The 25,565-nt window shown below is 70.7% G+C and carries 20 protein-coding genes; 16 read left to right on the plus strand and 4 right to left on the minus strand.

Annotated features, from left to right (window positions below):
• Positions 1 to 215 precede the first annotated feature (215 nt).
• The 3 genes from AB0I10_RS06535 to AB0I10_RS06545 form a co-directional block, all read right to left on the minus strand.
• Positions 216 to 1,586, minus strand: coding sequence for a DUF58 domain-containing protein (locus AB0I10_RS06535; RefSeq protein WP_363151199.1), 1,371 nt, complete (start codon positions 1,584 to 1,586; stop codon positions 216 to 218).
• Positions 1,586 to 2,605 carry a MoxR family ATPase gene (locus tag AB0I10_RS06540; RefSeq protein WP_363151200.1) on the minus strand — a complete coding sequence of 340 codons (1,020 nt, stop codon included), beginning with the start codon at positions 2,603 to 2,605 and terminating at the stop codon, positions 1,586 to 1,588. The genes AB0I10_RS06535 and AB0I10_RS06540 overlap by 1 nt, the downstream gene beginning before the upstream one ends.
• Before the next feature lie 262 nt (positions 2,606 to 2,867).
• Positions 2,868 to 3,428, minus strand: coding sequence for a carbonic anhydrase (locus tag AB0I10_RS06545; protein ID WP_363151201.1), 561 nt, complete (start codon positions 3,426 to 3,428; stop codon positions 2,868 to 2,870).
• Between the two features lie 438 nt (positions 3,429 to 3,866).
• Here AB0I10_RS06545 and rsmH point away from each other — a divergent pair, with 438 nt between their 5' ends.
• From rsmH to AB0I10_RS06625, 16 genes are all read left to right on the plus strand, one after another.
• Complete coding sequence (rsmH, locus tag AB0I10_RS06550; protein WP_363151202.1) at positions 3,867 to 4,844, plus strand: 16S rRNA (cytosine(1402)-N(4))-methyltransferase RsmH; 978 nt, start codon at positions 3,867 to 3,869, stop codon at positions 4,842 to 4,844.
• The gene (locus tag AB0I10_RS06555; RefSeq protein WP_363151203.1) at positions 4,841 to 5,410 is read left to right on the plus strand and encodes a septum formation initiator family protein; all 570 of its coding nucleotides are present in this window, start codon (positions 4,841 to 4,843) and stop codon (positions 5,408 to 5,410) included. The genes rsmH and AB0I10_RS06555 overlap by 4 nt, the downstream gene beginning before the upstream one ends.
• Positions 5,411 to 5,476: 66 nt before the next feature.
• A complete protein-coding gene (locus AB0I10_RS06560; RefSeq protein WP_363151204.1) occupies positions 5,477 to 7,594 on the plus strand; it encodes a penicillin-binding protein 2 in 2,118 nt (705 codons plus the stop codon).
• Between the two features lie 18 nt (positions 7,595 to 7,612).
• Positions 7,613 to 9,361: a UDP-N-acetylmuramoyl-L-alanyl-D-glutamate--2,6-diaminopimelate ligase gene (locus AB0I10_RS06565; RefSeq protein WP_363151205.1), complete on the plus strand. Its 1,749-nt coding sequence runs from the start codon at positions 7,613 to 7,615 to the stop codon at positions 9,359 to 9,361.
• A gap of 62 nt (positions 9,362 to 9,423) precedes the next feature.
• On the plus strand, positions 9,424 to 10,866 hold the full coding sequence (gene murF, locus AB0I10_RS06570; RefSeq protein ID WP_363151206.1) for a UDP-N-acetylmuramoyl-tripeptide--D-alanyl-D-alanine ligase: 1,443 nt from the start codon (positions 9,424 to 9,426) through the stop codon (positions 10,864 to 10,866).
• 5 nt (positions 10,867 to 10,871) lie between these two features.
• Entirely contained in the window at positions 10,872 to 11,936 is a 1,065-nt protein-coding gene (gene mraY / locus AB0I10_RS06575; RefSeq protein WP_363151328.1) for a phospho-N-acetylmuramoyl-pentapeptide-transferase, read from the plus strand.
• Positions 11,933 to 13,405, plus strand: a complete 1,473-nt coding sequence (gene murD / locus AB0I10_RS06580; RefSeq protein ID WP_363151207.1) for a UDP-N-acetylmuramoyl-L-alanine--D-glutamate ligase — start codon at positions 11,933 to 11,935, stop codon at positions 13,403 to 13,405. Before mraY ends, murD begins: the two co-directional genes overlap by 4 nt.
• A gap of 56 nt (positions 13,406 to 13,461) precedes the next feature.
• A complete protein-coding gene (gene ftsW / locus AB0I10_RS06585; protein WP_363151208.1) occupies positions 13,462 to 14,859 on the plus strand; it encodes a putative lipid II flippase FtsW in 1,398 nt (465 codons plus the stop codon).
• Between the two features lie 6 nt (positions 14,860 to 14,865).
• Positions 14,866 to 15,954 (plus strand): undecaprenyldiphospho-muramoylpentapeptide beta-N-acetylglucosaminyltransferase, encoded by a 1,089-nt coding sequence (gene murG, locus AB0I10_RS06590; RefSeq protein WP_363151209.1) that lies wholly within the window; start codon positions 14,866 to 14,868, stop codon positions 15,952 to 15,954.
• A 23-nt stretch (positions 15,955 to 15,977) separates the two neighbouring features.
• The gene (locus tag AB0I10_RS06595; protein WP_363151210.1) at positions 15,978 to 16,802 is read left to right on the plus strand and encodes an FtsQ-type POTRA domain-containing protein; all 825 of its coding nucleotides are present in this window, start codon (positions 15,978 to 15,980) and stop codon (positions 16,800 to 16,802) included.
• A gap of 285 nt (positions 16,803 to 17,087) precedes the next feature.
• Positions 17,088 to 18,317 (plus strand): cell division protein FtsZ, encoded by a 1,230-nt coding sequence (gene ftsZ / locus AB0I10_RS06600; RefSeq protein WP_363151211.1) that lies wholly within the window; start codon positions 17,088 to 17,090, stop codon positions 18,315 to 18,317.
• Between the two features lie 13 nt (positions 18,318 to 18,330).
• Complete coding sequence (gene pgeF / locus AB0I10_RS06605) at positions 18,331 to 19,089, plus strand: peptidoglycan editing factor PgeF (RefSeq protein WP_363151212.1); 759 nt, start codon at positions 18,331 to 18,333, stop codon at positions 19,087 to 19,089.
• The gene (locus tag AB0I10_RS06610) at positions 19,043 to 19,882 is read left to right on the plus strand and encodes a YggS family pyridoxal phosphate enzyme (RefSeq protein WP_363151213.1); all 840 of its coding nucleotides are present in this window, start codon (positions 19,043 to 19,045) and stop codon (positions 19,880 to 19,882) included. Before pgeF ends, AB0I10_RS06610 begins: the two co-directional genes overlap by 47 nt.
• A gap of 123 nt (positions 19,883 to 20,005) precedes the next feature.
• Positions 20,006 to 20,626 carry a cell division protein SepF gene (sepF, locus tag AB0I10_RS06615; RefSeq protein WP_363151214.1) on the plus strand — a complete coding sequence of 207 codons (621 nt, stop codon included), beginning with the start codon at positions 20,006 to 20,008 and terminating at the stop codon, positions 20,624 to 20,626.
• Between the two features lie 65 nt (positions 20,627 to 20,691).
• Positions 20,692 to 20,985 (plus strand): YggT family protein, encoded by a 294-nt coding sequence (locus tag AB0I10_RS06620; RefSeq protein WP_044364269.1) that lies wholly within the window; start codon positions 20,692 to 20,694, stop codon positions 20,983 to 20,985.
• A gap of 49 nt (positions 20,986 to 21,034) precedes the next feature.
• Positions 21,035 to 22,135, plus strand: coding sequence for a DivIVA domain-containing protein (locus AB0I10_RS06625; RefSeq protein ID WP_363151215.1), 1,101 nt, complete (start codon positions 21,035 to 21,037; stop codon positions 22,133 to 22,135).
• Positions 22,136 to 22,298: 163 nt separating this feature from the next.
• Here AB0I10_RS06625 and ileS read toward each other — a convergent pair whose 3' ends face one another.
• Positions 22,299 to 25,439, minus strand: coding sequence for an isoleucine--tRNA ligase (ileS, locus tag AB0I10_RS06630; protein WP_363151216.1), 3,141 nt, complete (start codon positions 25,437 to 25,439; stop codon positions 22,299 to 22,301).
• Between the last annotated feature and the right edge of the window lie 126 nt (positions 25,440 to 25,565).

The raw sequence follows: 25,565 nt of genomic DNA on the forward strand, positions 1-25,565 counted from the left end.
CCCTCTGACGATTCGCTCGCTGCGCTCGGGACCGCCCGCACGGAGGCCGCGCCGGTCGTTGATCCAACCGCGGGAGCCCGGTGCGCGGGGCACCGGCGGGACGTGCCCGTCCGCCACCCGCCGACCGGTCACGTTCCCGCAGGTCACGCCCGTGTACGCCACGCCCGTGTACGCCACGCTCTTATACGTCACGTCCCGGTGCGTCGGCCCCCCGCTCATGCACCGCCCCCCGTCGGCGCCGCCCCGGTTTCCGCCGTCCGCTCCAGGCGCATCCCGGCCCGGTCCGCCGTCCGCCAGAGGTCGGCGAGCGAGGCGCCGGGGGCCACCGGCAGTGCCGTCCAGCCCGCCTCGCGCAGCATCCGCAGCCGTTCGGCCAGCGGCACCTGGTCGCCGGAGAACCTGATCCCGCCCGGACCCCGCGTCCAGCCGTCGCCGTCCAGGACGAAGGCGACGGCCGCGCCGGTGCGCTGCCGCATCCGCCCGGCGACCGCCGCCTGCTCCTCGTCCAGATCGCCGAAGAACGCGATCAGCAGGCCTTCGTTGCCGCCGCGCAGCGCGTCGTACGCCGCCGAGAGCCCCTCCTCGTCGGAGTGCTCCACGACGGCGAGGGTGTCCAGCAGCAGGCCCGCCGCGTCCGCGGACGCGGTGCCGCCGGCGCCGTCCGGGCCCGGCACCGAGGTGCCGGTGTCGGTCAGCAGCCGCACCGAGAACCCCCGCTCCAGCAGATGCAGCGCGACCGACGCGGCGCCCGAGACCGCCCACTCGAAGGCCGAGTCCGGCCCGGCTCCCCGGTGGGCCGTGTAGCGGGTGTCGAGCAGCACCGAGCAGCGCGCCTTCTGCGGCTGCTCCTCCCTGCGGACCATCAACTCGCCGTGGCGCGCGGTGGACCGCCAGTGGACCCGGCGCAGATCGTCGCCATGGCGGTAGCCGCGCGGGATGACATCGTCCTCGCCGGCCAGCGCCAGCGAACGCTGCCGCCCGTCGCCGTACCCCGACACCTCGCCCGCCAGCCGGACCGGCGGCAGCGGCTCGGCCCGGGGCACCACCGTCAGGGTGTCGAACGCGCTGAAGGAACGGGTCAGCTCGCACATCCCGAACGGGTCCGACAGCCGCAGCTGCAGCGGCCCCAGCGGATAGCGTCCGCGCAGGTCGGAGCGGACGCGGTAGGCCACCTCGCGGCGGCCGCCGGCCTCCACCCGGTCCAGGACGAAGCGCGGCCGCGGCCCGAGGACGTACGGCACCCGGTCCTGGAGCATCAGCACGCCGGTTGGCAGCCGGGAGACGTTCTCGATCAGCAGCCGGACCCGGGATTCGGCGGCCGCGGGCACCCGGGCGGGGGAGAGGGTACGGCTGCCCGCGAGGCGGTAGCGGGTGCGGTGCAGGACGACGACACACACCAGTGGCAGCGCCGCCAGCAGCAGCCCGACCCGCAGCAGATCCGCTTGCCCCAGGAGGTACGAGCACACCGCGGCGGCCACCCCGGCCGCCAGGAACGACCGGCCGCGCGTCGTCAGCCCCCCGAGGGCCGCCCGCAGTCCGCCCCGCTCCGGAGTCCCCTCGTCGCCCCCGCTCCCCCCGTCGGACATCACAACCCCCGTGCCCCGGGCGGCTGGTCGCGGATCTGCCGCCATTGCTGCGCGGACGGGTCCGGCACCGGGGTGCGCCGCAGGATCTCCAGTACGACCTGTTCGGCGGTGCGGCGGTTCAACTGGGCCTGGGCGGTGGGCAGCAGCCGGTGCGCGAGCACCGCCACCGCCAGCGACTGCACATCGTCCGGCAGCGCGTACTCCCGCCCGGCGAGCGCCGCCGCGGACTTCGCGGCCCGCAGCAGATGCAGCGTGGCCCGCGGCGAGGCGCCCAGCCGCAGATCGGGGTGGCTTCGGGTGGCCGACACCAGATCCACCGCGTATCTGCGCACCGCTTCGGAGACATGGACGGTACGCACCGCCTCTATCAGCTTCACGATCTCGTGGGCGTGCGCGACCGGCTGGAGGTCGTCCAGCGGAGAGGCGCCGCCGTGTACGTCCAGCATCTGCAGCTCGGCGGCCGGGCTCGGATAGCCGATCGACACCCGCGCCATGAAGCGGTCCCGCTGCGCCTCCGGGAGGGGGTAGGTGCCCTCCATCTCCACCGGGTTCTGCGTCGCGATGACCATGAACGGGCTGGGCAGCTCGTAGGTCTGCCCGTCCATCGTGACCTGGCGCTCCTCCATGGATTCCAGGAGCGCCGACTGGGTCTTGGGCGAAGCGCGGTTGATCTCGTCGCCGATCACGATCTGGGCGAAGATCGCGCCGGGCTTGAACTCGAATTCCTTCCGCTGCTGGTCGTACACGCTGACACCGGTGATGTCGGAGGGCAGCAGATCCGGCGTGAACTGGATGCGCTGCACCGAGCAGTCGATGGAGCGGGCCAGCGCCTTGGCGAGCATGGTCTTGCCCACGCCCGGCACATCCTCGATGAGCAGATGCCCCTCGGCCAGCAGCACGGTCAGCGAGAGCCGTACGACCTCCGGCTTGCCCTCGATCACACCCTCCACAGACCGGTGAACACGCTCGCCCGTGGTGGTCAGATCGCTGAGGCTCGCTCGTTCGTCATACGTCGTCACTCGGCCCTCCTCGGCCCCTCCCCGCGCTCTGTAAGGAGCTGGGAATTCCCCATATCGGGCCGGCGCCCCCCTGTACGGACCCGGCCCACCCCGCATACGGACGCTGCGCCCGGCAGCCGCCGGGGCAACGTCACGTACGCATTCTTGCCGTCCGCGAGGCCTCGCGTCATGGCCTGTGGATAACTCGGGGCGATATGTCCGGACCGTCCCCGGCGATCCCGCCACCTGCGCTTCGCTCCGGGCGGCCGCCCCGCCGGATGTGTCAGCTCCGCGGGTCGATCTCCCGCAGCAGACCGGTTGTCACGTCGAAGACAAAGCCGCGGACGTCGTCCGTGTGCGGCAGGAAGGGCGAGGTGCGCACCCGCTGCATGGACTGCCGTACGTCCTCGTCGAGGTCCTTGAACGCTTCGACGGCCCAGGTGGGACGCTGGCCGACCTCGGCCGCCAGCTCGTGCCGGAAGTCCTCGGTCAGGTTCAGTAGCCCGCAGCCGGTGTGGTGGATGAGCACGACCGAGCGGGTGCCCAGCGCGCGCTGGCTGATCGTCAGTGAGCGGATGATGTCGTCGGTGACCACACCGCCGGCGTTGCGGATGGTGTGGCAGTCGCCGAGCTCCAGGCCCAGCGCGTCGTGCAGGTCGAGCCGGGCGTCCATACAAGCCACGACGGCGACCTTGAGGACGGGGTGGGCATCCATTCCGGGGTCGCGGAATGCGGCGGCATAGCGCCGGTTGGCCTCGACGAGGCGGTCGGTGATCGTGCCACCGGTAGGGACGGCGGCGCTGTCGGCGGACGTGGACATCGGCTGCGACGCAGATATGGGCATGTCCTCACGGTAATCGTCAGGGCGACATTTGGCCGCATGTGAGGACGGGCATAGGGGTCAACGTAACTCCTTGTGAGGTAACCCACATGAGTCTCCGCGTCTCCGCCGTCCGGGTGAGAGGCCGGGTGAGAGGGCTGTGCGAAGGATGTGCGAAAGCCGTCGCGGGACGCGCGGAACCGGTTGATTGACCGGGGCACCCGGTGGACTAAAGTGGCGCGAAGTGGGAGGCGCGACGCTCTCCTTGGATCCCGAGTCCCTGACGTACGCACTTCGTACGTACGGCTCGGCCTCCTCCCGCTCCACCGGTCCTCCGACGTCACTTCCCCGTCGCCGGAGAACCACTTCCCCTTCAGAGCGGGCGGGGACCAAGCGGTACGTGCGGCACTACCCCAGCCAACGGCCGGGGGGACCCACCTGCCGCCACCCATCGGAAGGCGCATGAGTAGCAATACCCGCCACGTACCCGTGATGCTCCAGCGTTGTCTGGACATGCTCGCCCCTGCGCTCGCCGAGCCCGGAGCGGTTGTCGTCGACTGCACGCTCGGCCTCGGAGGGCACAGCGAGGCGCTGCTCTCCACCTTCCCGTCGGCCCGTCTCGTGGCACTCGACCGCGACCCGGCCGCCCTGAGGCTCGCGGGGGAGCGGCTGGCCCCGTACGGAGAGCGCGCCACCCTGGTGCACGCCGTCTACGACGAGCTCCCCGAGGTCCTCGACCGGCTCGGGCTGCCGCGCGTCCAGGGCGTCCTGTTCGACCTCGGTGTCTCCTCCATGCAGCTCGACGAGGCCGACCGCGGCTTCGCGTACGCGCAGGACGCCCCGCTGGACATGCGGATGGACCAGTCGACGGGCATTAGCGCCGCCGACGTCCTCAACACCTACGCGCCCGGGGAACTGGTCCGGATCCTGCGTGCCTACGGTGAGGAGAAGCAGGCCAAGCGGATCGTCTCGGCGATCGTCCGCGAGCGCGCCAAGGAGCCGTTCACCAACAGCGCGCGGCTGGTCGAGCTGATCCGCGACGCGCTGCCCCAGGCCGCCAAGCGCACCGGCGGCAACCCCGCGAAGCGCACGTTCCAGGCGCTGCGCATCGAGGTCAACGGTGAGCTGGCGAGTGTGGAGCGGGCCATTCCGGCCGCGGTGAAGGCGCTGGCGGTCGGTGGCCGGATCGCCGTGCTCTCCTACCACTCCCTGGAGGACCGCCTGGTCAAGCAGGTCTTCGCGGCCGGCGCGGCCACCACCGCACCGGCCGGGCTGCCGGTTGTCCCCGAGCGCTACCAGCCCCGTCTGAAGCTGCTGACCCGGGGCGCGGAACTCCCCACGGAGGAGGAGGTCGCCGAGAACCGGCGGGCGGCCCCGGCCCGGCTGCGCGGAGCGGAGCGCATCCGCGAGAACGTCGAGAACGCCAAGGGCGCAGTGTGACCGGCCAGGGGCGGCCGCGCGGAAGGCCGGGACGCCTCTCCGCGCTCTTCCCCTCCGGCGCCGGCACTGCCGCGCGCACGCCTTTTGTGCTTCTGGTCGTCGTACTGCTGGGCTCCGGGCTGATCGCGCTCCTGCTGCTCAACTCCGCCCTCAACCAAGGGTCGTTCGAGCTCAGCAACCTGGAGAAGAAGACCGACGACCTGACGGACGAGCAGCAGGCGCTGCAGCAGGACGTGGACGCGTACTCCGCCCCGGGCGCCCTCGAAAAGCGCGCCCGGGAGCTGGGGATGGTGCCGGGCGGCAACCCGGCGTTCCTGCTGCCGGACGGCACGGTCCGGGGCAAGCCGAACGAGGTCGGCTCCGACGCGTCGGTGCTGAAGGCCCCCGCCGCGCCGCCGCTCCCGGGTCCGCTGAGGGCACCGGTGTCGCCGGTCGCCCCGGTGCTGCCGGAGGCCTCGGGCACGACCGCCTCCCCGGCACTCTCCGCCTCTTCCGCACCACCCGCCCCCATCGGTCCGGCGTCCGGCATCGCGGCCGCCCTCTTCCCGACGACCTCCGGCAGGTGACCCCGTGACGCGCCAGGCCGCCGACCCGTGCACCGCACCCGCCGCCCCCGCCCTGGAGAGCACGGTATGACCGAGCCCAGGGACCCCCGCCGCCGCGTCCCGCGCCCCACCGGGCGTGGCCAGGCCGGAAACCGCGGTGGCCAGGCCGGCCGGGGCGGCACCCCGCAGCGCCCGGCCGCCAAGCGGACCGCCGCCGAGCGGACCGCCGCCGAGCCCGCCGCCCCCAGACCCTCGGCGGCCCCCAGAAAGGCGTCCCCACAGGCGTCCAGGCCGGCCTCCGGACAGGCCGCCAGGCCCTCCGCCGCCCGCCGCCCCGCCGCCCGTCCCGTACGCCCCCGCTCCGGCGCCGCCCCGCTCCGCCTCGGCCGCCCGCGGCCCCGGCTGCGGCTGGTCTCCCTCGGGCTGACCGTGGTGATGCTGGTCTTCGTCGTACGGCTCTTCCAGGTGCAGGCCGTGGACGCCGGGGCGTTCGCCGCCAAGGCCAACGAGAACCGCTATGTCCCGGTCAAGCTGGCCGCCGAGCGCGGCGCGATCACCGACCGGGACGGCGTCGACCTGGCCACCACCGTGGACGCGTACGACATCACCGCCGACCCGAGCCTGCTGGCGCCCGACAAGACCAAGATCGACGACGCTCCGCAGCGGGCCGCGGCGCTGCTCGCGCCGATCCTCCACGAGGACAAGGGCACCCTCGCGGCGAAGCTCGCCAAGCCCAAGGCGCGCTACGTCCTGCTCTCCCGGCAGCAGACCCCGCAGGTCTGGAAGAAGATCAAGGACCTCCGTAAGACCCTGGACGCCAAGGCGGCCGCCGCCCCCAAGCGGGCGCCCCGCCCGAACGTCCTCGTCGGAATCTTCGCCGACAAGCACAGCAAGCGCGTCTACCCCAACAAGAACCTGGCCGCCGGCGTCCTCGGCTTCGTCAACAGCGAGGGCAAGGGCCGCGGCGGCCTGGAGGCCCGGCTCGACCAGCAGCTCGCGGGCAAGGACGGCAAGTTCGTCTACGCCCAGTCCGGCGGCCGCCGGGTCCCCACCGCCGATACCCAGGAGCACCCCGCGGTCCCGGGCACCGACGTCGAGCTCACCCTCGACCGCGACATCCAGTGGGCGGCGCAGCAGGCCATCACCAAACAGGTCGCGGCCTCCCGGGCGGACCGCGGCTACGTCGTCGTCCAGGACACCCGGACCGGTGAGATCCTCGCGCTGGCCAACTCGCCGGGCTTCGACCCCAACGACGTGTCGAAGGCCGACCCGGCGGCGCTGGGCAACGCCGCGCTCTCCGACGCGTACGAGCCGGGCTCCACCAGCAAGCTGATGTCGATGGCCGCCGTCCTGGAGGAGGGCGTCGCCACCCCCGCCACCCGGGTCACCGTGCCCAACCGGCTGCACCGCGGCGACCGGCTGTTCGCCGACGACATCGACCACCCCACCTGGCATCTCACGCTCAACGGCGTGCTCGCCAAGTCCAGCAACATCGGCACCATCCTGGCGGCCGGCCAGCTCGGCAGGACCCAGCGCCAGTCCAACCAGGTGCTCTACTCCTACCTGCGGGAATTCGGGATCGGGAAGCCGACCGGGCTCGGCTTCCCGGGTGAGACGGCCGGCATCCTGGCCAAGCCGCAGGACTGGAACACCTCGCAGCAGTACACGATCCCGTTCGGCCAGGGACTGTCCCTCAACGCCGTCCAGGCCGCCTCCGTCTACTCCACGATCGCCAACGGCGGCGAGCGCATCGCCCCCTCGCTCGTCCGCGGCACCACCGGGCCCGACGGCCGGTACGTCCCGGCGCCCAAGCCCGCGAAGAACCGGGTGGTCAGCAAGAAGACCGCCGGCACGCTCGCCGCCATGCTGGAGTCCGTGGTGGACGACGAGGAAGGCACCGGCTCGAAGGCGAAGATCGCCGGGTACCGGGTGGGCGGCAAGACCGGCACCTCCAACCGGGTGGACCCCAGGACCGGCCGCTACCACGGCTACACCGCCTCCTTCGCCGGCTTCGCGCCCGCCGACAAGCCCCGTATCACCGTCTACTGCGCCGTCCAGAACCCCACCAAGGGCAGCTACTTCGGCGGCCAGGTGTGCGGTCCGATCTACCAGCAGGTCATGGCGTTCGCGCTGAAAACCCTCCAGGTCCCGCCGACCGGCGCCCAGCCCCCGCGGCTGCCGGTCACGTTCAAGCCAGGCCAATGAAATCGAGGCAATACCGCCGTGACGACCATCACCCCCGACGGCACTTCCGCATCCGGTAACTGCTCCTCGGCGCGGCCCTCACTTCGCCCCGAGCCCGTTGTGCCCGGTACGCTCACCGCCGTGTCACGCTCTGATCAGTCCCCCAAAGCCCAGACCGGTGAGAAGGGCGAACCCGGCAAATATCCGGGAGCGCCCCGCCCCGAGCAGGTCCGCCCCACACCCCTGGCGGATCTGGCCGAGCAGCTGGGCATCCAGGCTCCTGCCCCCGGCGAGTCCCCCGTTGCGGTCACCGGCATCACGCACGACTCCCGCGCGGTCCGCCCCGGCGATGTCTACGCGGCCCTGCCCGGCGCCCGTCTGCACGGCGCCGACTTCGTCGCGCAGGCCGCCGACCTCGGCGCCGCGGCGATCCTGACCGACCCGTCGGGCGAGGAACGCGCCGCCGAGACCGGCCTGCCGGTCCTCGTCGTCGAGAACCCGCGCTCCCGTATGGGCGCGCTGGCCGTCTCGATCTACGGGGCGCCGGGCGAGGACCTCCTCCAGATCGGCATCACGGGCACCTCCGGCAAGACCACCACCGCGTACCTCATCGAGGGCGGTCTGCGGGCCGCGGCGGCGAAGACGGACGGCTCGCTGACCGGCCTGATCGGCACCGTCGAGACCCGGATCGGCGACGAGCGCATCAAGTCCGAGCGCACCACCCCCGAGGCCACCGACCTGCAGGCGCTGTTCGCCGTCATGCGCGAGCGCGGTGTCCGGGCGGTCGCCATGGAGGTCTCCAGCCACGCGCTGGTCCTCGGCCGCGTCGACGGCTGTGTCTTCGACGTCGCGATCTTCAACAACCTCAGCCCGGAGCACATGGAGTTCCACTCCGGCATGGAGGACTACTTCCAGGCCAAGGCCCGGCTGTTCACCAAGGCCCGCAGCCGCGCCGGCGTCGTCAACCTCGACGACGAATACGGCAAGCGGCTCGCCGAGGGCGAGTCCGAGGTCCCGGTGACCACCTTCTCCGCGGAGGGCCACCCGGATGCGGACTGGCGCGCCTCGGACGTCGAGGTGGGTGCGCTCGGCTCGACCTTCACCGTGCACGGCCCGGACGGCCAGACGCTGCGCGCGGCCTCCCCGATCGCCGGCCCGTTCAACGTCGCCAACGCGCTCGCCGCCATCACGTCCCTCGTCGCCGCCGGCATCGACCCGCAGACCGCCGCCGACGGCGTCGCCGCGGTCCCCGGTGTCCCCGGCCGCCTGGAGCGCGTGGACGCGGGCCAGCCCTACCTGGCCGTCGTCGACTACGCGCACAAGACCGACGCCGTCGAATCGGTTCTGCGCGCGTTGCGCAAGGTCACCGGCGGCAAGCTGCACGCCGTCCTGGGCTGCGGCGGCGACCGTGACCCGCACAAGCGCGTCCCGATGGGCGCCGCGGTGGCCCGCCTCGCCGACACCGCCGTCCTGACCTCCGACAACCCCCGTACCGAGGACCCGCTCGCGATCCTCGCCACCATGCTCGCGGGGGCCGCCGAGGTCCCCATCCACGAACGCGGCACGGTGCTGGTCGAAGAAGAGCGGGCCGCCGCCATCGCCGCCGTCGTCGCCCGCGCCGAGCCCGGCGACACCGTGATCGTCGCGGGCAAGGGCCACGAGCAGGGCCAGGACATCGCCGGAGTGGTCCGCCCCTTCGACGACCGCCAGGTGCTGCGCGATGCCATCGAGGACTCGTTGAAGTCACAGCAGTCGCAGCAATCGCCGCAGCCGAACCACCAGGGATGACACATCGCCATGCGCGTACAACCCTTCCCCCGTCACTGCCTGCTTCACACCGGGGGTGACCTGTGATCTCCCTGTCCCTCGCCGAGATCACCAGCATCGTCGGCGGGCAGCAGCACGACATACCGGATGACGGCCTCCAGGTCACCGGGCCGGTCGTGACGGACTCCCGCCAGGTCCGCCCCGGCGGCCTGTTCGTGGCCTTCGCCGGTGAACGTGTCGACGGCCATGACTTCGCCGCGGGCGCCGTAGAGGCGGGCGCGGTGGCCGTACTGGCCGCCCGCCCCGTAGGCGTCCCTGCCATCGTGGTTGACGACGTTGTCGCCGCGCTCGGCGCGCTCGCCCGCGCCGTCGTCGAGCGCCTCGGCGCCACCGTCGTCGGCCTCACCGGCTCGGCCGGCAAGACCAGCACCAAGGACCTGATCGCCCAGCTTTTGCAGCGGCACGGCCCGACCGTCTGGCCCGAAGGGAACCTCAACAACGAGATCGGGCTGCCGCTGACCGCGCTGCGCGCCGAGGCCGGCACCCGGAATCTCGTCCTGGAGATGGGCGCCCGCGGCGTCGGCCACATCCGCTATCTCGCCGGGCTGACCCCGCCGTCGATCGGTGTGGTGCTGAACGTCGGCACCGCGCACATCGGCGAGTTCGGCGGCCGCGAGCGGATCGCTGAGGCAAAGGGCGAACTCGTCGAGGCGCTGCCCTCGGCGGAGAACGGCGGCCGCGCGGTGCTCAACGCGGACGATCCGTACGTACGTGCCATGGCGTCCCGCACGAAGGCCCGTACGGTGCTCTTCGGCGAGGCCCCGGACGCCGATGTACGTGCCGAGAATGTCCGGCTCACCGATCAGGGCCGCCCCGCTTTCACGCTTCACACACCCTCCGGGTGCAGCGATGTGACCATGCGGCTGTACGGTGAGCACCACGTGTCGAACGCGCTCGCCGCGGCCGCCGTCGCCCATGAGTTGGGCATGCCCGTAGACGAGATCGCCACCGCGCTCTCCGAAGCCGGCACGCTCTCCCGCTGGCGGATGGAGGTCACCGAGCGCGCGGATGGCGTGACGGTCGTCAACGACGCCTACAACGCGAACCCCGAGTCCATGCGAGCGGCGCTACGAGCGCTGGTCGCGATGGGCGCAGCCGCCAAGGCGAAGGGCGGTCGTACGTGGGCGGTGCTCGGTGAGATGGCCGAGCTCGGCGAGGACTCGCTCGCCGAACACGACGCGGTCGGACGGCTGGTCGTCCGGCTCAACGTCAGCAAGCTCGTGGCAGTCGGCGGCAGGGAAGCGGCCTGGCTCGACATGGGCGCCAAGAACGAGGGTTCGTGGGGTGAGGAGTCGGTGCACGTGTCCGACGCGCGGGCGGCGGTCGACCTGTTGCGCAGCGAGCTGCGACCGGGAGACGTCGTGCTGGTGAAGGCGTCCAGGTCGGTGGGACTGGAGCGGGTCGCCGCAGCATTGCTGGACGGCGAGGGCGTTTCGGTCGCTGAGGGCGGAGCCGCGTCCCGATGAACTCGATGAAGCAGATCCTCTTCTCCGGAATGATCGGGCTCTTCCTGACCTTGATCGGCACCCCGGTGCTGATCAAGCTGCTGGCCAAAAAGGGTTACGGGCAGTTCATCCGTGACGACGGCCCGCGCGACCACCACAGCAAGCGCGGTACCCCCACCATGGGTGGTATCGCCTTCATCCTGGCCACGATCATCGCGTATGCGCTGACCAAGGTGATCACGAGCAGCGACCCCACCTTCTCCGGTGTGCTGGTGCTGTTCCTGATGGCGGGCATGGGCCTGGTCGGCTTCCTGGACGACTACATCAAGATCGTCAAGCAGCGTTCGCTGGGCCTGCGGGCCAAGGCGAAGATGGCCGGCCAGCTGATCGTCGGCATCGCCTTCGCGGTGCTGTCGCTGCAGTTCGCGGATCTGCGCGGGCAGACCCCGGCGTCCGACCGGCTGTCCTTCACCCAGGACTTCGGCTGGCAGGTCGGCCCGGTGATCTTCGTGATCTGGGCGCTGTTCATGATCCTGGCGATGTCCAACGGTGTGAACCTCACCGACGGCCTCGACGGTCTGGCGACCGGCGCCTCGGTGATGGTCTTCGGCGCGTACACCTTCATCGGCATCTGGCAGCACCAGGAGTCCTGCGCCAACGTGCCCACCGCCGGACCCGGCTGTTACGAGGTCCGCGATCCGCTCGACCTCGCGGTCGTCGCCTCGGCGCTGATGGGTGCCTGCTTCGGCTTCCTGTGGTGGAACACCTCGCCCGCCAAGATCTTCATGGGCGACACCGGCTCGCTGGCCCTGGGCGGCGCGCTCGCCGGTTTGGCGATCTGCTCCCGTACGGAGCTGCTGCTGGCGCTCCTCGGTGGCCTCTTCGTCCTGATCACCATGTCCGTCGTCATCCAGGTCGGCTCCTTCAAGCTCACCGGCAAGCGGGTCTTCCGGATGGCGCCACTCCAGCACCACTTCGAACTCAAGGGGTGGTCGGAAGTCCTTGTGGTGGTCAGATTCTGGATCATCCAGGGCATGTGCGTGATCGTCGGACTCGGCATCTTCTACGGCGGCTGGCAGGCGGCCAAGTGACCGCGCAGCACCCGCGGGACCCCCAGGACCTCGCCGGCCGGCACATCACCGTCGCCGGTCTGGGCGTGAGCGGCGTTCCCGCCGCCCGCGCCCTGGCCGGCCTCGGCGCCCACGTCACCGTCGTCAACAGCAGCGACGGTGAGCGCGAGCGCGCGCAGGCCGCCGAACTGGAGGCGCTGGGCGTCACCGTCCGCCTCGGCGACGGTGACACGCTCCCCGAGGGCACCGAACTGGTGGTCACCACCCCGGGGTGGAAGCCGACCAGCCCGCTCTTCCTCGCGGCCGAGAAGGCCGGCATCGAGGTGTGGGGCGACGTCGAGCTGGCCTGGCGGCTGCGCGGTCCCGACTCCGCCCCCTGGCTGGCGGTCACCGGCACCAACGGCAAGACCACCACCGTCCAGATGCTGGCCTCGATCCTGAAGGCGGCCGGTCTGCGGACCGCCGCCGTCGGCAACATCGGCGTCCCGCTCGTCGACGTGGTGCTCGGCGAGGGCCGGGAGGGCGGCGAGTCGTACGGGCCCTATGACGTTCTCGCGGTGGAGCTCTCCAGCTACCAGCTGCACTGGGCGCCCTCGGTACGGGCGCACTCCGCGGTCGTCCTCAACCTGGCGCCCGACCACCTGGACTGGCACGGCTCCATGGAGGCGTACGCCGCCGACAAGGGCCGCATCTACGAGGGCAACACCGTCGCCTGCGTCTACAACGTCGCCGATCCGGTGACGGAGGACCTGGTCCGGGCGGCCGACGTCGAGGAGGGCTGCCGCGCCGTCGGCTTCACCCTCGGCACTCCGGGGCCCTCCCAACTCGGCGTCGTCGAGGGCATCCTCGTCGACCGCGCCTTCGTCGAGAACCGGCAGCAGCAGGCCCAGGAGCTCGCTGAGGTCTCGGACGTCGCACCCCAGTCAGGGAAAGCGGCGCCGCACAACATCGCCAACGCCCTCGCGGCCGCGGCACTGGCCCGTGCCTTCGGCGTGCCCGCCGCTGCCGTACGCGACGGACTGCGTGCCTTCCAACCGGACGCGCACCGCATCCAGCACATCGCGGACGTCGACGGCGTCAGCTACATCGACGACTCCAAGGCCACCAACACCCACGCCGCCGAGGCGTCCTTGGCGGCGTACGAGCACATCGTGTGGATCGCCGGCGGCCTGGCCAAGGGCGCGACCTTCGACGAGCTCGTGCGCAGGTCGGTGGCGCGGCTGCGCGGTGTGGTGCTGATCGGCGCCGACCGGGCGCTGATTCGCGAAGCGCTGGCGCGACACGCCCCCGATGTCCCGGTCGTCGACCTCGACCGGACCGACACTGGGGCGATGTCCGAGGCGGTCCGCCAGGCGACCCGTCTGGCCGAGCCCGGTGACACGGTCCTGCTGGCCCCGGCCTGTGCCTCCATGGACATGTTCGTCAACTACAACAAGCGGGGCGAAGCCTTCGCCGACGCGGTCGGTGAGCTGACCGCAGAGGATCACTAGCCAGTCCCCGCAGCCGTCGGGCACCCGCGGCGAGCGCACCTGTGGAGGGGACGAGGATGACCGTCCGGCCAGCGAAGACAGGGCGGGCGGGTGGGAGCCCGTCCGCCCCGCCGCGCCCGGGACGTCGGACCTCCACGGTGCGCCCGTCGCGCGGCGGCCGACCCTCCGGGAGACCCCGTCCGCGCGGCCCCCGCGCCCCCCGCCGGCTCTACACCCGGGCGAAACGGGCCTGGGACCGGCCGCTGACCGCCTACTACCTGATCCTCGGCGGCAGCCTGCTGATCACCGTCCTGGGCCTGGTGATGGTCTACTCGGCCTCCCAGATCAAGGCCATGCAGTCCGGTCTCGCCCCGACGTACTTCTTCCGTAAGCAGCTGCTCGCGGCCGTCCTCGGCGGCGGAATGCTGCTGCTCGCCTCCCGGACGTCCGTCAAGCTGCACCGCGCGCTGGCCTATCCACTGCTCGCCGGGTCGGTGTTCCTCATGGGCCTGGTGCAGATTCCGGGCATAGGGGTCGCGGTCAACGGCAACCAGAACTGGATCAGCCTGGGCGGACCTTTCCAGATGCAACCGAGCGAGTTCGGCAAACTCGCGCTCGTCCTGTGGGGCGCCGATCTGCTGGCCCGCAAGCAGGACAAGAAGCTGCTGGTGCAGTGGAAGCATCTGCTGGTGCCGCTGATCCCGGTCGCCTTTCTGCTGCTCGGGCTGATCATGCTCGGCGGCGACATGGGCACCGCGATCATTCTCACGGCGATCGTCTTCGGACTGCTGTGGCTGGCCGGCGCCCCCACCCGGCTTTTCGTGGGCGTCCTCGGCGGCGCCGCGGTGATCGGCGCGCTGCTGATCACGACCAGCGCCAACCGGATGTCCCGGCTGGCCTGCATCGGCGCGACCGACCCGGGCCCCGGTGATCAGTGCTGGCAGGCCGTCCACGGGATCTATGCCCTGGCGTCGGGCGGATTCTTCGGTTCCGGGCTCGGCGCGAGTATGGAAAAATGGGGAGAACTCCCTGAACCGCACACCGACTTCATTTTCGCCATCACCGGGGAGGAACTGGGTCTGGCGGGGACGCTGTCGGTGCTCGCGCTCTTCGCGGCTCTAGGCTATGCGGGTATCCGCGTGGCCGGACGCACGGAGGATCCCTTCGTACGGTACGCCGCGGGAGGCGTGACCACCTGGATCACGGCCCAGGCCATGATCAATATCGGTGCGGTGCTCGGCCTGTTGCCGATCGCCGGTGTCCCGCTCCCGCTGTTCTCCTACGGAGGCTCCGCCCTGCTGCCGACGATGTTCGCCATCGGGCTGCTGATCGCCTTCGCGCGTGACGAGCCCGCTGCACGGGCGGCGTTGGCGGCCCGGTCGGCGCGGACACCGGTTTTCGGTAGAAGGCCGGCTGGGGTGAGATGGAAGACGATGAGACGGCGCGTCAAGAAGCGACCGTCCGGAGAGCGGTGAATTTCGGTGCATGTCGTACTCGCCGGTGGGGGGACCGCCGGCCACATCGAGCCCGCGCTCGCCCTCGCGGACGCCCTGCGGAGGCAGGACCCGACCGTGGGGATCACGGCACTCGGCACGGAGAAGGGCCTGGAGACCAGGCTCGTCCCGGAGCGCGGCTATGAGCTCGGCCTGATCCCGGCCGTACCGCTGCCGCGCAAGCCCACCCCCGAACTGATCACCGTCCCCGGGCGGCTGCGCGGCACGATCAAGGCCGCCGAGCAGATCCTGGAGCGCACGAAGGCGGACTGCGTCGTCGGCTTCGGCGGCTATGTGGCGCTGCCCGGCTATCTGGCCGCCAAGCGGCTCGGCGTGCCGATCATCGTCCATGAGGCCAATGCCCGCCCCGGCCTGGCCAACAAGATCGGCTCCCGGTACGCCAAGTTCGTCGCCGTCAGCACCCCGGACAGCAAGCTGCGCGGTGCCCGCTATGTCGGGATCCCGCTGCGCCGCACCATCGCCACCCTGGACCGTGCGGCGGTCCGCCCCGAGGCGCGCGCCGCCTTCGGTCTCGACCCCAACCTGCCGACACTGCTGGTGTCCGGCGGTTCGCAGGGCGCCCGCCGGCTGAACGAGGTCATCCAGGCCGCGGTACCGGCGCTGCAGCGCTCCGGCATCCAGGTCCTGCACGCGGTCGGCCCGAAGAACGAACTGCCGCACGTGGACAACATGCCCGGGATGCCGCCGTATGTCCCGGTACCGTACGTGGACCGGATGGATCTTGCGTACGCGGCGGCCGACATGATGCTCTGCCGTGCGGGCGCGATGACCGTCGCCGAACTGTCCGCCGTCGGGCTCCCCGCCGCGTTCGTCCCGCTGCCCATCGGCAACGGCGAACAGCGGCTCAACGCCCAGCCGCTGGTCAACGCCGGCGGCGGCCTGCTGGTCGATGACGCCCAGCTGACCACGGAGTGGGTGCAGAGCACCGTGCTTCCGGTCCTGGCCGATCCGCACCGGTTGTACGAGATGTCCCGCGCGGCCTCCGAGTTCGGCCGCCGGGACGCCGATGAGCTGCTGGTCGGCATGGTGTACGAGGCGATCGCCCAGAACCGGTAGCGGACGAGAGAGAGCAGGGGAGCGTGGCCGGACCGACAACCGCCCGGCGCGGCGCGGGGAACCAGAAGAAATCGCCGGCCGGCCCGCCCTCTTCCTCGCCGTCCCGCGCGCGGTGGTTCCCCCGGCTCCGGATTCCCTTTCGTACGCCGGGCCGTCGCGGCCTGATGATCACACTGGTTCTCGTGGTGCTGTTCGGAGCGTTCGGCGTCTGGGCCCTGTACGGGTCGAACTGGCTGCGCGTGGAACACGTCAAGACCGAAGGCACCAAGGTCCTGACACCGGGGGAAGTCATTGCCGTGGCCGATGCCCCGGTGAATACGCCGCTGGTCTCGGTGGACACCGACGCGATGGCCGACCGGCTCCGTGCGCGCCTGCCACGCATCAAATCCGTTGATGTCGTGCGCTCCTGGCCGCACACCATCGGTCTCAAAGTGACCGAAAGGACGCCGGAACTCCTGATCCGATCGGGCGGAAAGTTTGTCGAAGTGGACGTCGAGGGCGTCCGTTTCGCCACTGTCGCCACCGCTCCCAAGGGCGTTCCGCTTCTGGAAATGACCGCATCGGACTCCCGGAGTCTGTACCGGTTCGGAACCGACCGGTTGCGACGCTCCGCGGTCGGCGTCATCGCGCGCCTGCCCAAGGCCGTACACAAGGACGTACACAAGGTCCGCGTACGGTCTTACGACTCCCTCACCCTCGAACTGACAGGGGGCCGCACGGTCCTGTGGGGAAGCGAGGAACAGGGTGTTCAGAAGGCAAAGGTCCTCGTCGCGCTGCTGAAAGCGGCGGGTGACGCGCGCCACTTCGACATCTCGGTGCCCAGTGCGCCTGCGGTGTCGGGGAGTTGACGTGTGTAGCCGCAGGCCAGCACCCTGGATGGCTACGACTATGGGTGATCACATAGGGTGAAAAGAAAAACGGGAGGTTCGGCGTGTTCGTTGAACGCGCGCGCCTTGTCGACTTAGTGTCTCGTTCCAAAGGGACTATGGAACCAAGGAACACAGACACAGGTAACCCTAAACTTGAACGTTAGGGTTCGGGTCGGCGATACGGAACCGTCCCAATCGGCATCAGTCGGCGTCCACACGGAATGTGAGGCGACGACACGTAACTCGAGGCGAGAGGCCTTCGACGTGGCAGCACCGCAGAACTACCTCGCAGTCATCAAGGTCGTCGGCATCGGCGGCGGTGGCGTGAACGCCATCAACCGGATGATCGAGGTCGGGCTCAAGGGCGTCGAGTTCATCGCGATCAATACCGATGCGCAGGCGCTGCTGATGAGCGACGCCGACGTCAAACTCGACGTCGGTCGCGAAATGACGCGCGGACTCGGCGCGGGCGCCAACCCGGATGTGGGTCGCAAGGCGGCCGAGGACCACCGCGAGGAGATCGAGGAGGTCCTCAAGGGGGCCGACATGGTCTTCGTGACCGCGGGTGAGGGCGGCGGCACCGGCACCGGCGGCGCGCCCGTCGTCGCCAACATCGCCCGCTCGCTGGGCGCCCTGACGATCGGTGTGGTCACCCGGCCGTTCACCTTTGAGGGCCGCCGTCGCGCCAACCAGGCCGAGGACGGCATCGCGCAGCTGCGCGAAGAGGTCGACACCCTCATCGTGATTCCCAATGACCGACTGCTGTCCATCTCGGACCGCCAGGTGAGCGTGCTCGACGCGTTCAAGTCTGCGGACCAGGTGCTGCTGTCGGGTGTCCAGGGCATCACCGACCTGATCACCACCCCGGGCCTGATCAACCTGGACTTCGCCGACGTCAAGTCCGTGATGTCGGAGGCCGGCTCGGCCCTGATGGGTATCGGCTCGGCGCGCGGCGACGACCGCGCGGTGGCCGCCGCGGAGATGGCGATCTCCTCGCCGCTCCTGGAGGCGTCCATCGACGGCGCCCGCGGTGTGCTGCTCTCCATCTCCGGCGGTTCCGACCTCGGTCTCTTCGAGATCAACGAGGCCGCGCAACTGGTCAGCGAGGCCGCGCACCCCGAGGCCAACATCATCTTCGGTGCGGTCATCGACGACGCGCTGGGCGACGAGGTCCGGGTGACCGTGATCGCGGCGGGTTTTGACGGGGGGCAGCCGCCGGCCCGACGCGACTCGGCGGCGACCGGGCTGACCTCGGCGAAGCGCGAGGAGCCGACGCCGGCCCCGAGCCGTCCGGCCGCCCCGGCCGAACCGCGGTCGTCGGCCTTCGGCGGCCTGGGCGCGGTGCCGGTACGGGACGAAGAGCCGGCCCCGGCCGAGACCTCGTCGCTGGGTGAGGTGCCGGCGCCCCCGGCGAGCGCCCCGCAGGTTCCCCCGGCCCGTCCGTACTCGGACACCGCGGCCGAGGAGCTGGACGTCCCCGACTTCCTGAAGTGACCGAAGCACCCACGTGATAGGGCAACAGCACCACGAGAGCGGCGCGCACTTCGCCTTCACCGACAGGTGGGGCGGGGTGAGCGCCGCTCCGTATGACCAGCTCAATCTGGGCGGCGCGGTCGGCGACGACCCGCAGGCGGTCCGCGCCAACCGCGAACTCGCCGCCAAGGAACTCGGCCTCGACCCGGCCGCGGTGGTCTGGATGAACCAGGTCCACGGCCGGGATGTGGCGGTGGTCGACGGACCATGGCGTACCGGCGAGGTCCCTTGTGTGGACGCGGTGGTGACCGCCCGCCGGGGCCTCGCGCTCGCCGTACTGACCGCCGACTGCACTCCGGTGCTGCTCGCGGACCCGGTCGCCGGGATCACGGGGGCCGCCCACGCCGGCCGGCCGGGCCTGGTCGCCGGAGTCGTTCCGGCGGCCGTCGAGGCGATGGTGGCACTCGGGGCCGAACCGGGACGGATCGTCGCATACACCGGACCCGCGGTCTGCGGGCGCTGCTACGAAGTGCCCGAGGCGATGCGCTCCGAGGTCGCCGCGGTGGTCCCGGAGACCCGGTCGACGACCACCTGGGGCACCCCGGCGGTGGATGTCACCGCGGGTGTACGCGCCCAACTCGCCGCAGCCGGCGTGCAGTTGAGTGATGATTCCCACATCTGCACGCTGGAGTCGGCGGACTACTTCTCCTACCGGCGCGACCGCGCAACCGGGCGGCAGGCGAGCTATGTATGGCTTGGGGGCACCTCCCGGCCGAAGGTTGGGGGAGGGTGAAGCAGTGACGGACGACCGCAGGACGCAACTGGCCGACAACCTGGCACAGGTGGAGGAACGTATCTCCGCAGCCTGTTCCAAGGCCGGCCGCCCACGTGACGAAGTGACCCTGATCGTGGTCACCAAGACCTACCCCGCGAGCGATGTCCGGCTGCTGGCGGAGCTGGGAGTGCGGCATGTCGCGGAGAACCGCGATCAGGATGCGGCACCCAAGGCTGCCGAATGTGCTGATCTGCCCCTTACTTGGCACTTCGTCGGCCAGTTGCAGACCAACAAGGTGCGGTCTGTGGCCGGTTACGCCGGAATTGTTCAATCGGTCGACCGGCCCAAGTTGGTTACCGCGCTCTCCCGGGAGGCGGTGCGCACGGGGAGGGAGCTGGGCTGCCTGATCCAGGTGGCACTTGACGCCGAGTCGGGGAACGCCGGAGGGGTGGGCGGGAGCGGCGCCGGGCGGGTGGGCGGGAGCAGCACCGCGCGGATTGCCGCGCGGGCCGACCGCGGAGGGGCGGCGCCGGACGCCGTTCCGGCGCTCGGTGAGGCGATCGCCGGTGCCCAAGGTCTGCGGCTGGACGGTGTGATGACCGTCGCGCCGCTGTCCGGTCCGTACGCCGGACGCCAACTCGCGGCTTTTGAGCGACTCATGGAAATCTCATCCGACCTGCGCGCGACCCATCCTGCTGCCAACATGGTGTCAGCAGGCATGAGTGCGGACCTCGAAGACGCCGTAGCAGCCGGGGCGACACATGTGCGCGTCGGTACTGCGGTACTCGGAGTCCGACCACGGCTCGGGTAACGTCGCCAAGCAAGTCGGACCACAGCACAAAATATGGTCATTCCCGCAAAAAGCGGGCAGGCCGCGTGGATCCAAGGCGCCCGGTGACGGAGCCGATCCACCACAGAGCGGAGGACGCAGAGAATGGCCGGCGCGATGCGCAAGATGGCGGTCTACCTCGGCCTCGTGGAGGACGATGGGTACGACGGCCGGGGCTTCGACCCCGACGACGAGTTCGAGCCCGAGCTTGACCCGGAGCCCGATCGGGGACGGCGGCAGCAGCACCAAGTGCAGGCCGAAACGCGCCCGGAACGGGAGGAACCCGTCCGAGTCGTGACGCCCCCGGCGCAGCGCGAGCCCACTCCTCTCGCCGCGGAAAGCGGACGACCCGCGCGAATCGCCCCAGTGGCATCCATCACACCCGACCGCCCGAATCTGGAGAAGAACGCACCGGTGATCATGCCCAAGGTTGTGTCCGAGCGGGAGCCCTACCGCATCACCACACTGCACCCCCGGACCTACAACGAAGCCCGTACCATCGGGGAACACTTCCGTGAGGGCACTCCGGTGATCATGAATCTCACGGAGATGGATGACACCGACGCGAAGCGACTTGTCGACTTTGCGGCCGGTTTGGTGTTTGGTCTTCACGGCAGCATCGAGCGGGTGACGCAGAAGGTGTTCCTGTTGTCGCCTGCTAACGTCGATGTCACGGCGGAGGACAAGGCCCGTATCGCAGAGGGCGGGTTCTTCAACCAGAGCTGAGACGCAACACCGGGCACACCAAGGCCGCGAGGCCAGCAAGGATCAAGGGGAGAGGGACGCGCGAGATGAGTGTCTTTGGTCAGGTGATCTATATCGCGCTGTACTGCTTCCTGATCGTGTTGATCTTCCGGCTGGTGATGGACTATGTCTTCCAGTTCGCCCGTTCATGGCAACCCGGCAAGGCGATGGTGGTCGTTCTGGAGGCCACCTACACTGTGACCGATCCGCCACTCAAGCTTCTGCGGCGGGTCATTCCGCCGCTGCGTCTCGGGGGCGTGGCGCTCGACCTGTCCTTCTTCGTATTGATGATCATCGTGTACATCCTGATCACCGTCGTGAGGTCGGTGTTGTTGGTGTGAACGATACGGTCTTGCCGATTGCCGACGACTACGTTGAGGTGAAGTAGAGATGCCGTTGACCCCCGAGGACGTGCGGAACAAGCAGTTCACGACCGTCCGCCTCCGAGAAGGCTATGACGAGGACGAGGTCGATGCCTTCCTCGATGAGGTCGAAGCCGAACTGACCCGCCTGCTGCGCGAGAACGAGGACCTCCGCGCCAAGCTGGCCGCTGCCACCCGCGCCGCCGCGCAGAACCAGCAGCAGCAGGGCCTGCGCAAGGGACCCGACCAGCAGCAGGAGCAGCAGCAGCGTGGCGGGGCCCCCGTGCCCGCCGCCATATCCGGTCCGCAGCCGGTCCCGCCGCAGCAGCAGGGGATGGGTGGCCCGCCCCAACTGCCCGGTGGTGCACCGCAGCTGCCTCCAGGTCCCGGTGGTCATGGCCCGCAGGGCCACGGTCCCGGTCCGATGGGCCCCGGTGGCCCTCTGGGCGGCCCGATGGGCGGCCCCGGTCCGCAGCAGATGCCGCAGCCGCAGCAGCAGGGCGGTCCCGGCGGTGACAGCGCCGCTCGTGTGCTGTCGCTGGCGCAGCAGACCGCCGACCAGGCGATCGCGGAGGCCCGTTCCGAGGCCAACAAGATCGTCGGCGAGGCGCGCAGCCGTGCCGAGGGCCTGGAGCGGGACGCCCGCGCCAAGGCCGACGCCCTGGAGCGGGACGCGCAGGAGAAGCACCGCGTGGCGATGGGCTCGCTGGAGTCGGCCCGCGCGACGCTGGAGCGCAAGGTCGAGGACCTGCGTGGCTTCGAGCGCGAGTACCGTACCCGGCTGAAGTCGTACCTGGAGAGCCAGCTGCGTCAGCTGGAGAACCAGGCCGACGACTCGCTGGCCCCGCCGCGGACCCCGGCGGCCGCTTCGCTGCCGCCGTCCCCCTCGATGGCGTCGGCCGGTGCGGGCACGATGGGCGGCAACCACACCATGGGTGGCAACCAGTCCATGGGCGGCAACCACTCGATGGCCGGCCCGTCCGGCGGCGGTCCGTCCTACGGCGGTCAGCAGCAGATGTCGCCGGCGATGACCCAGCCGATGGCTCCGGTGCGGCCGCAGGGCCCGTCGCCGATGCAGCAGGCGCCGTCACCGATGCGTGGCTTCCTCATCGACGAGGACGACAACTGACGCCCGCGTAGGGCACGCGTAGTCGGCAATCAGGGCCGGGCCCCTGGGGAGTTGCTCCCCAGGGGCCCGGCCCTTTTTGCGGCCGTGCCGCCGAGTCCGCCGCGGATACGGCGAAGCCCCCGGCGCCTGGTGCGCCGGGGGCTTCGTCAGGGGCTGGGGCCGCTTACGCCTTGCGGAGGCGGAACGTCAGGCCCAGGGCCTCGTCCGTGAAGGCCTCGCCGTAGCCGTCCTCGGCCACCTCGCCGGGGGCGAAGTCCGCCGCCAGGACCTCGTCGGAGATCAGACCCGCGTGGTCGGTCAGCGCCGTACGCAGCTCGTCGTCGGCGGACTGCCAGCGCAGCGCGATCCGGTCGGCGACGTCCAGGCCGCTGTTCTTACGGGCCTCCTGGATCAGGCGGATGGCGTCGCGGGCCAGGCCCGCCCGGCGCAGCTCCGGAGTGATCTCCAGGTCGAGGGCGACCGTCGCGCCGGAGTCGGAGGCCACCGACCAGCCCTCGCGCGGGGTCTCGGTGATGATGACCTCGTCGGGGGCGAGGGAGACGGTCTCACCGTCGACCTCGACGCTCGCCGTGCCGTTGCGCAGCGCGAGCGAGAGGGCCGCGGCGTCCGCCTCGGCGACGGCCTTGGCGACCGCCTGGACACCCTTGCCGAACCGCTTGCCCAAGGCACGGAAATTGGCCTTGGCCGTAGTGTCCACGAGGGAGCCGCCCACCTCGGACAGTGAGGCCAGCGAGCTGACGTTGAGCTCCTCGGCGATCTGCGCGCGCAGGTCCTCGGAGAGGTCCGCGAAGCCGGCGGCCGCGACCAGCGCGCGGGACAGCGGCTGGCGGGTCTTCACGCCGGACTCGGCACGGGTGGCCCGGCCCAGCTCGACCAGGCGCCGGACCAGCAGCATCTGGCTGGAGAGGGCCGGGTCGATGAGGGCCTGGTCGGCGACCGGCCAGCTGGAGAGGTGGACGGAGTCCGGGGCGTCCGCGCTCACCGGGGCGACCAGATCCTGCCAGACCCGCTCGGTGATGAACGGGGTGAGCGGCGCCATGAGGCGGGTGACGGTCTCGATGACCTCGTGGAGGGTGCGCAGCGCGGCCGCGTCGCCCTGCCAGAAGCGGCGGCGGGAGCGCCGGACGTACCAGTTGGAGAGGTCGTCGACGAAGGTGGAGAGGAGCTTCCCGGCCCGCTGGGTGTCGTAGGCCTCCAGGGCCTCGGTGACGCCCGCCACCAGCGTGTTCAGCTCACCGAGCAGCCAGCGGTCCAGGAGCGGACGGTCGGCCGGCGCCGGGTCGGCCGCGGACGGTGCCCACTCGGAGGTACGGGCGTACAGCGCCTGGAAGGCGACGGTGTTCCAGTACGTCAGCAGCGTCTTGCGGACGACTTCCTGGATGGTGGTGTGGCCCACCCGGCGGGCGGACCACGGCGAGCCGCCGGCGGCCATGAACCAGCGGACCGCGTCGGCGCCGTGCTGGTCCATGAGCGGGATCGGCTGGAGGATGTTGCCCAGGTGCTTGGACATCTTGCGGCCGTCCTCGGCGAGGATATGGCCCAGGCAGACGACGTTCTCGTACGACGACTTGTCGAAGACGAGGGTGCCGACCGCCATCAGGGTGTAGAACCACCCGCGCGTCTGGTCGATGGCCTCCGAGATGAACTGCGCCGGGTAGCGCTTCTCGAAGAGCTCCTTGTTGCGGTACGGGTAGCCCCACTGCGCGAACGGCATCGACCCGGAGTCGTACCAGGCGTCGATGACCTCCGGGACGCGGGTCGCGGTCCCCTGGCACGTCGGGCAGGCGAAGGTGACGTCGTCGATGAACGGACGGTGCGGGTCCAGGGCGGACTGGTCGGCGCCGGTCAGCTCGGTCAGCTCGTCGAGCGAGCCGACGCAGGTGAGGTGGTTGTCCTCGCAGCGCCAGATGGGGAGCGGGGTGCCCCAGTAGCGGTTGCGGGACAGTGCCCAGTCGATGTTGTTGTTGAGCCAGTCGCCGAACCGGCCGTGCTTGACCGAGTCCGGGAACCAGTTGGTGTTCTCGTTCTCGCGGAGCAGGGCGTCCTTGACCGCGGTCGTGCGGATGTACCACGACGGCTGGGCGTAGTAGAGCAGCGCGGTGTGGCAGCGCCAGCAGTGCGGGTAGCTGTGCTCGTAGGCGATGTGCTTGAACAGCAGGCCGCGGGCGTCGAGATCGGCCACCAGCGCCTCGTCGGCCTTCTTGAAGAACTGGCCGCCGACCAGCGTCAGCCCGTCCTCGAAGGTGCCGTCCGGGCGGACCGGGTTGACCACCGGCAGGTCGTACGCCTTGCAGGTCTTGAGGTCGTCCTCGCCGAAGGCCGGGGCCTGGTGGACGAGGCCGGTGCCGTCCTCGGTCGTGACGTACTCGGCGTTGACGACGAAGTTGGCGCCCTCCAGCTCGACGAGGGAGAACGGGCGCTCGTAGGACCAGCGCTCCATCTCGCGGCCGGTGAAGGACTGGCCGGTGGCGGTCCAGCCCTCGCCGAGGGCCTTCTCCAGCAGCGGCGCGGCGACGACCAGCTTCTCCGTGCCGTCGGTGGCGACGACGTAGGTGACGTCGGGGTGTGCGGCGACGGCGGTGTTGGAGACCAGGGTCCAGGGGGTGGTCGTCCAGATCAGGAGGGCGGCCTGGCCGGCGAGCGGGCCGGAGGTCAGCGGGAGCCGGACGAAGACCGAGGGGTCGACGACGGTTTCGTAGCCCTGGGCCAGCTCGTGGTCCGACAGGCCGGTGCCGCAGCGCGGGCACCAGGGGGCGACGCGGTGGTCCTGGACCAGCAGGCCCTTGTTGAAGATCTCCTTCAGCGACCACCACACCGACTCGATGTACTGCGGGTCCATCGTGCGGTACGGGTCGTCGAGGTCGGTCCAGTAGCCCATGCGGGTGGTGAGCTCGGCGAAGGCGTCGGTGTGGCGGGTCACCGACTCGCGGCACTTGGCGTTGAACTCGGCGATGCCGTACGCCTCGATGTCCTTCTTGCCGTTGAAGCCCAGCTCCTTCTCCACGGCCAGCTCGACCGGGAGACCGTGACAGTCCCAGCCGGCCTTGCGGCCGACGTGGTAGCCCTGCATCGTGCGGAACCGGGGGAAGACGTCCTTGAAGACGCGTGCCTCGATGTGGTGGGCGCCGGGCATGCCGTTGGCGGTCGGGGGGCCTTCGTAGAAGACCCATTCGGGCCGTCCCTCGGACTGCTGGAGGGTACGGGCGAAGACCTTCTGCTCCTGCCAGAACTCAAGCACGGCGTGCTCAAGGGCGGGAAGGTCTACCTGGGCGGGCACCTGGCGGTACTGGGGCTGCGGACTCATCGGGGGCTTCCTCCGGCGGACACCTGCTGCGTTCTCCGTCCGGAGGGACGAGAGCTCGCGCTCCCGCGGTACCACCCTCCTTGGCGGTGCCGTAGCACCGCCCCCTCATTGGGGTCGCGCTGCCGG

It is taken from the genome of Streptomyces sp. NPDC050636, assembly GCF_040654775.1.
In the GTDB taxonomy this organism is placed as follows: Bacteria; Actinomycetota; Actinomycetes; order Streptomycetales; family Streptomycetaceae; genus Streptomyces.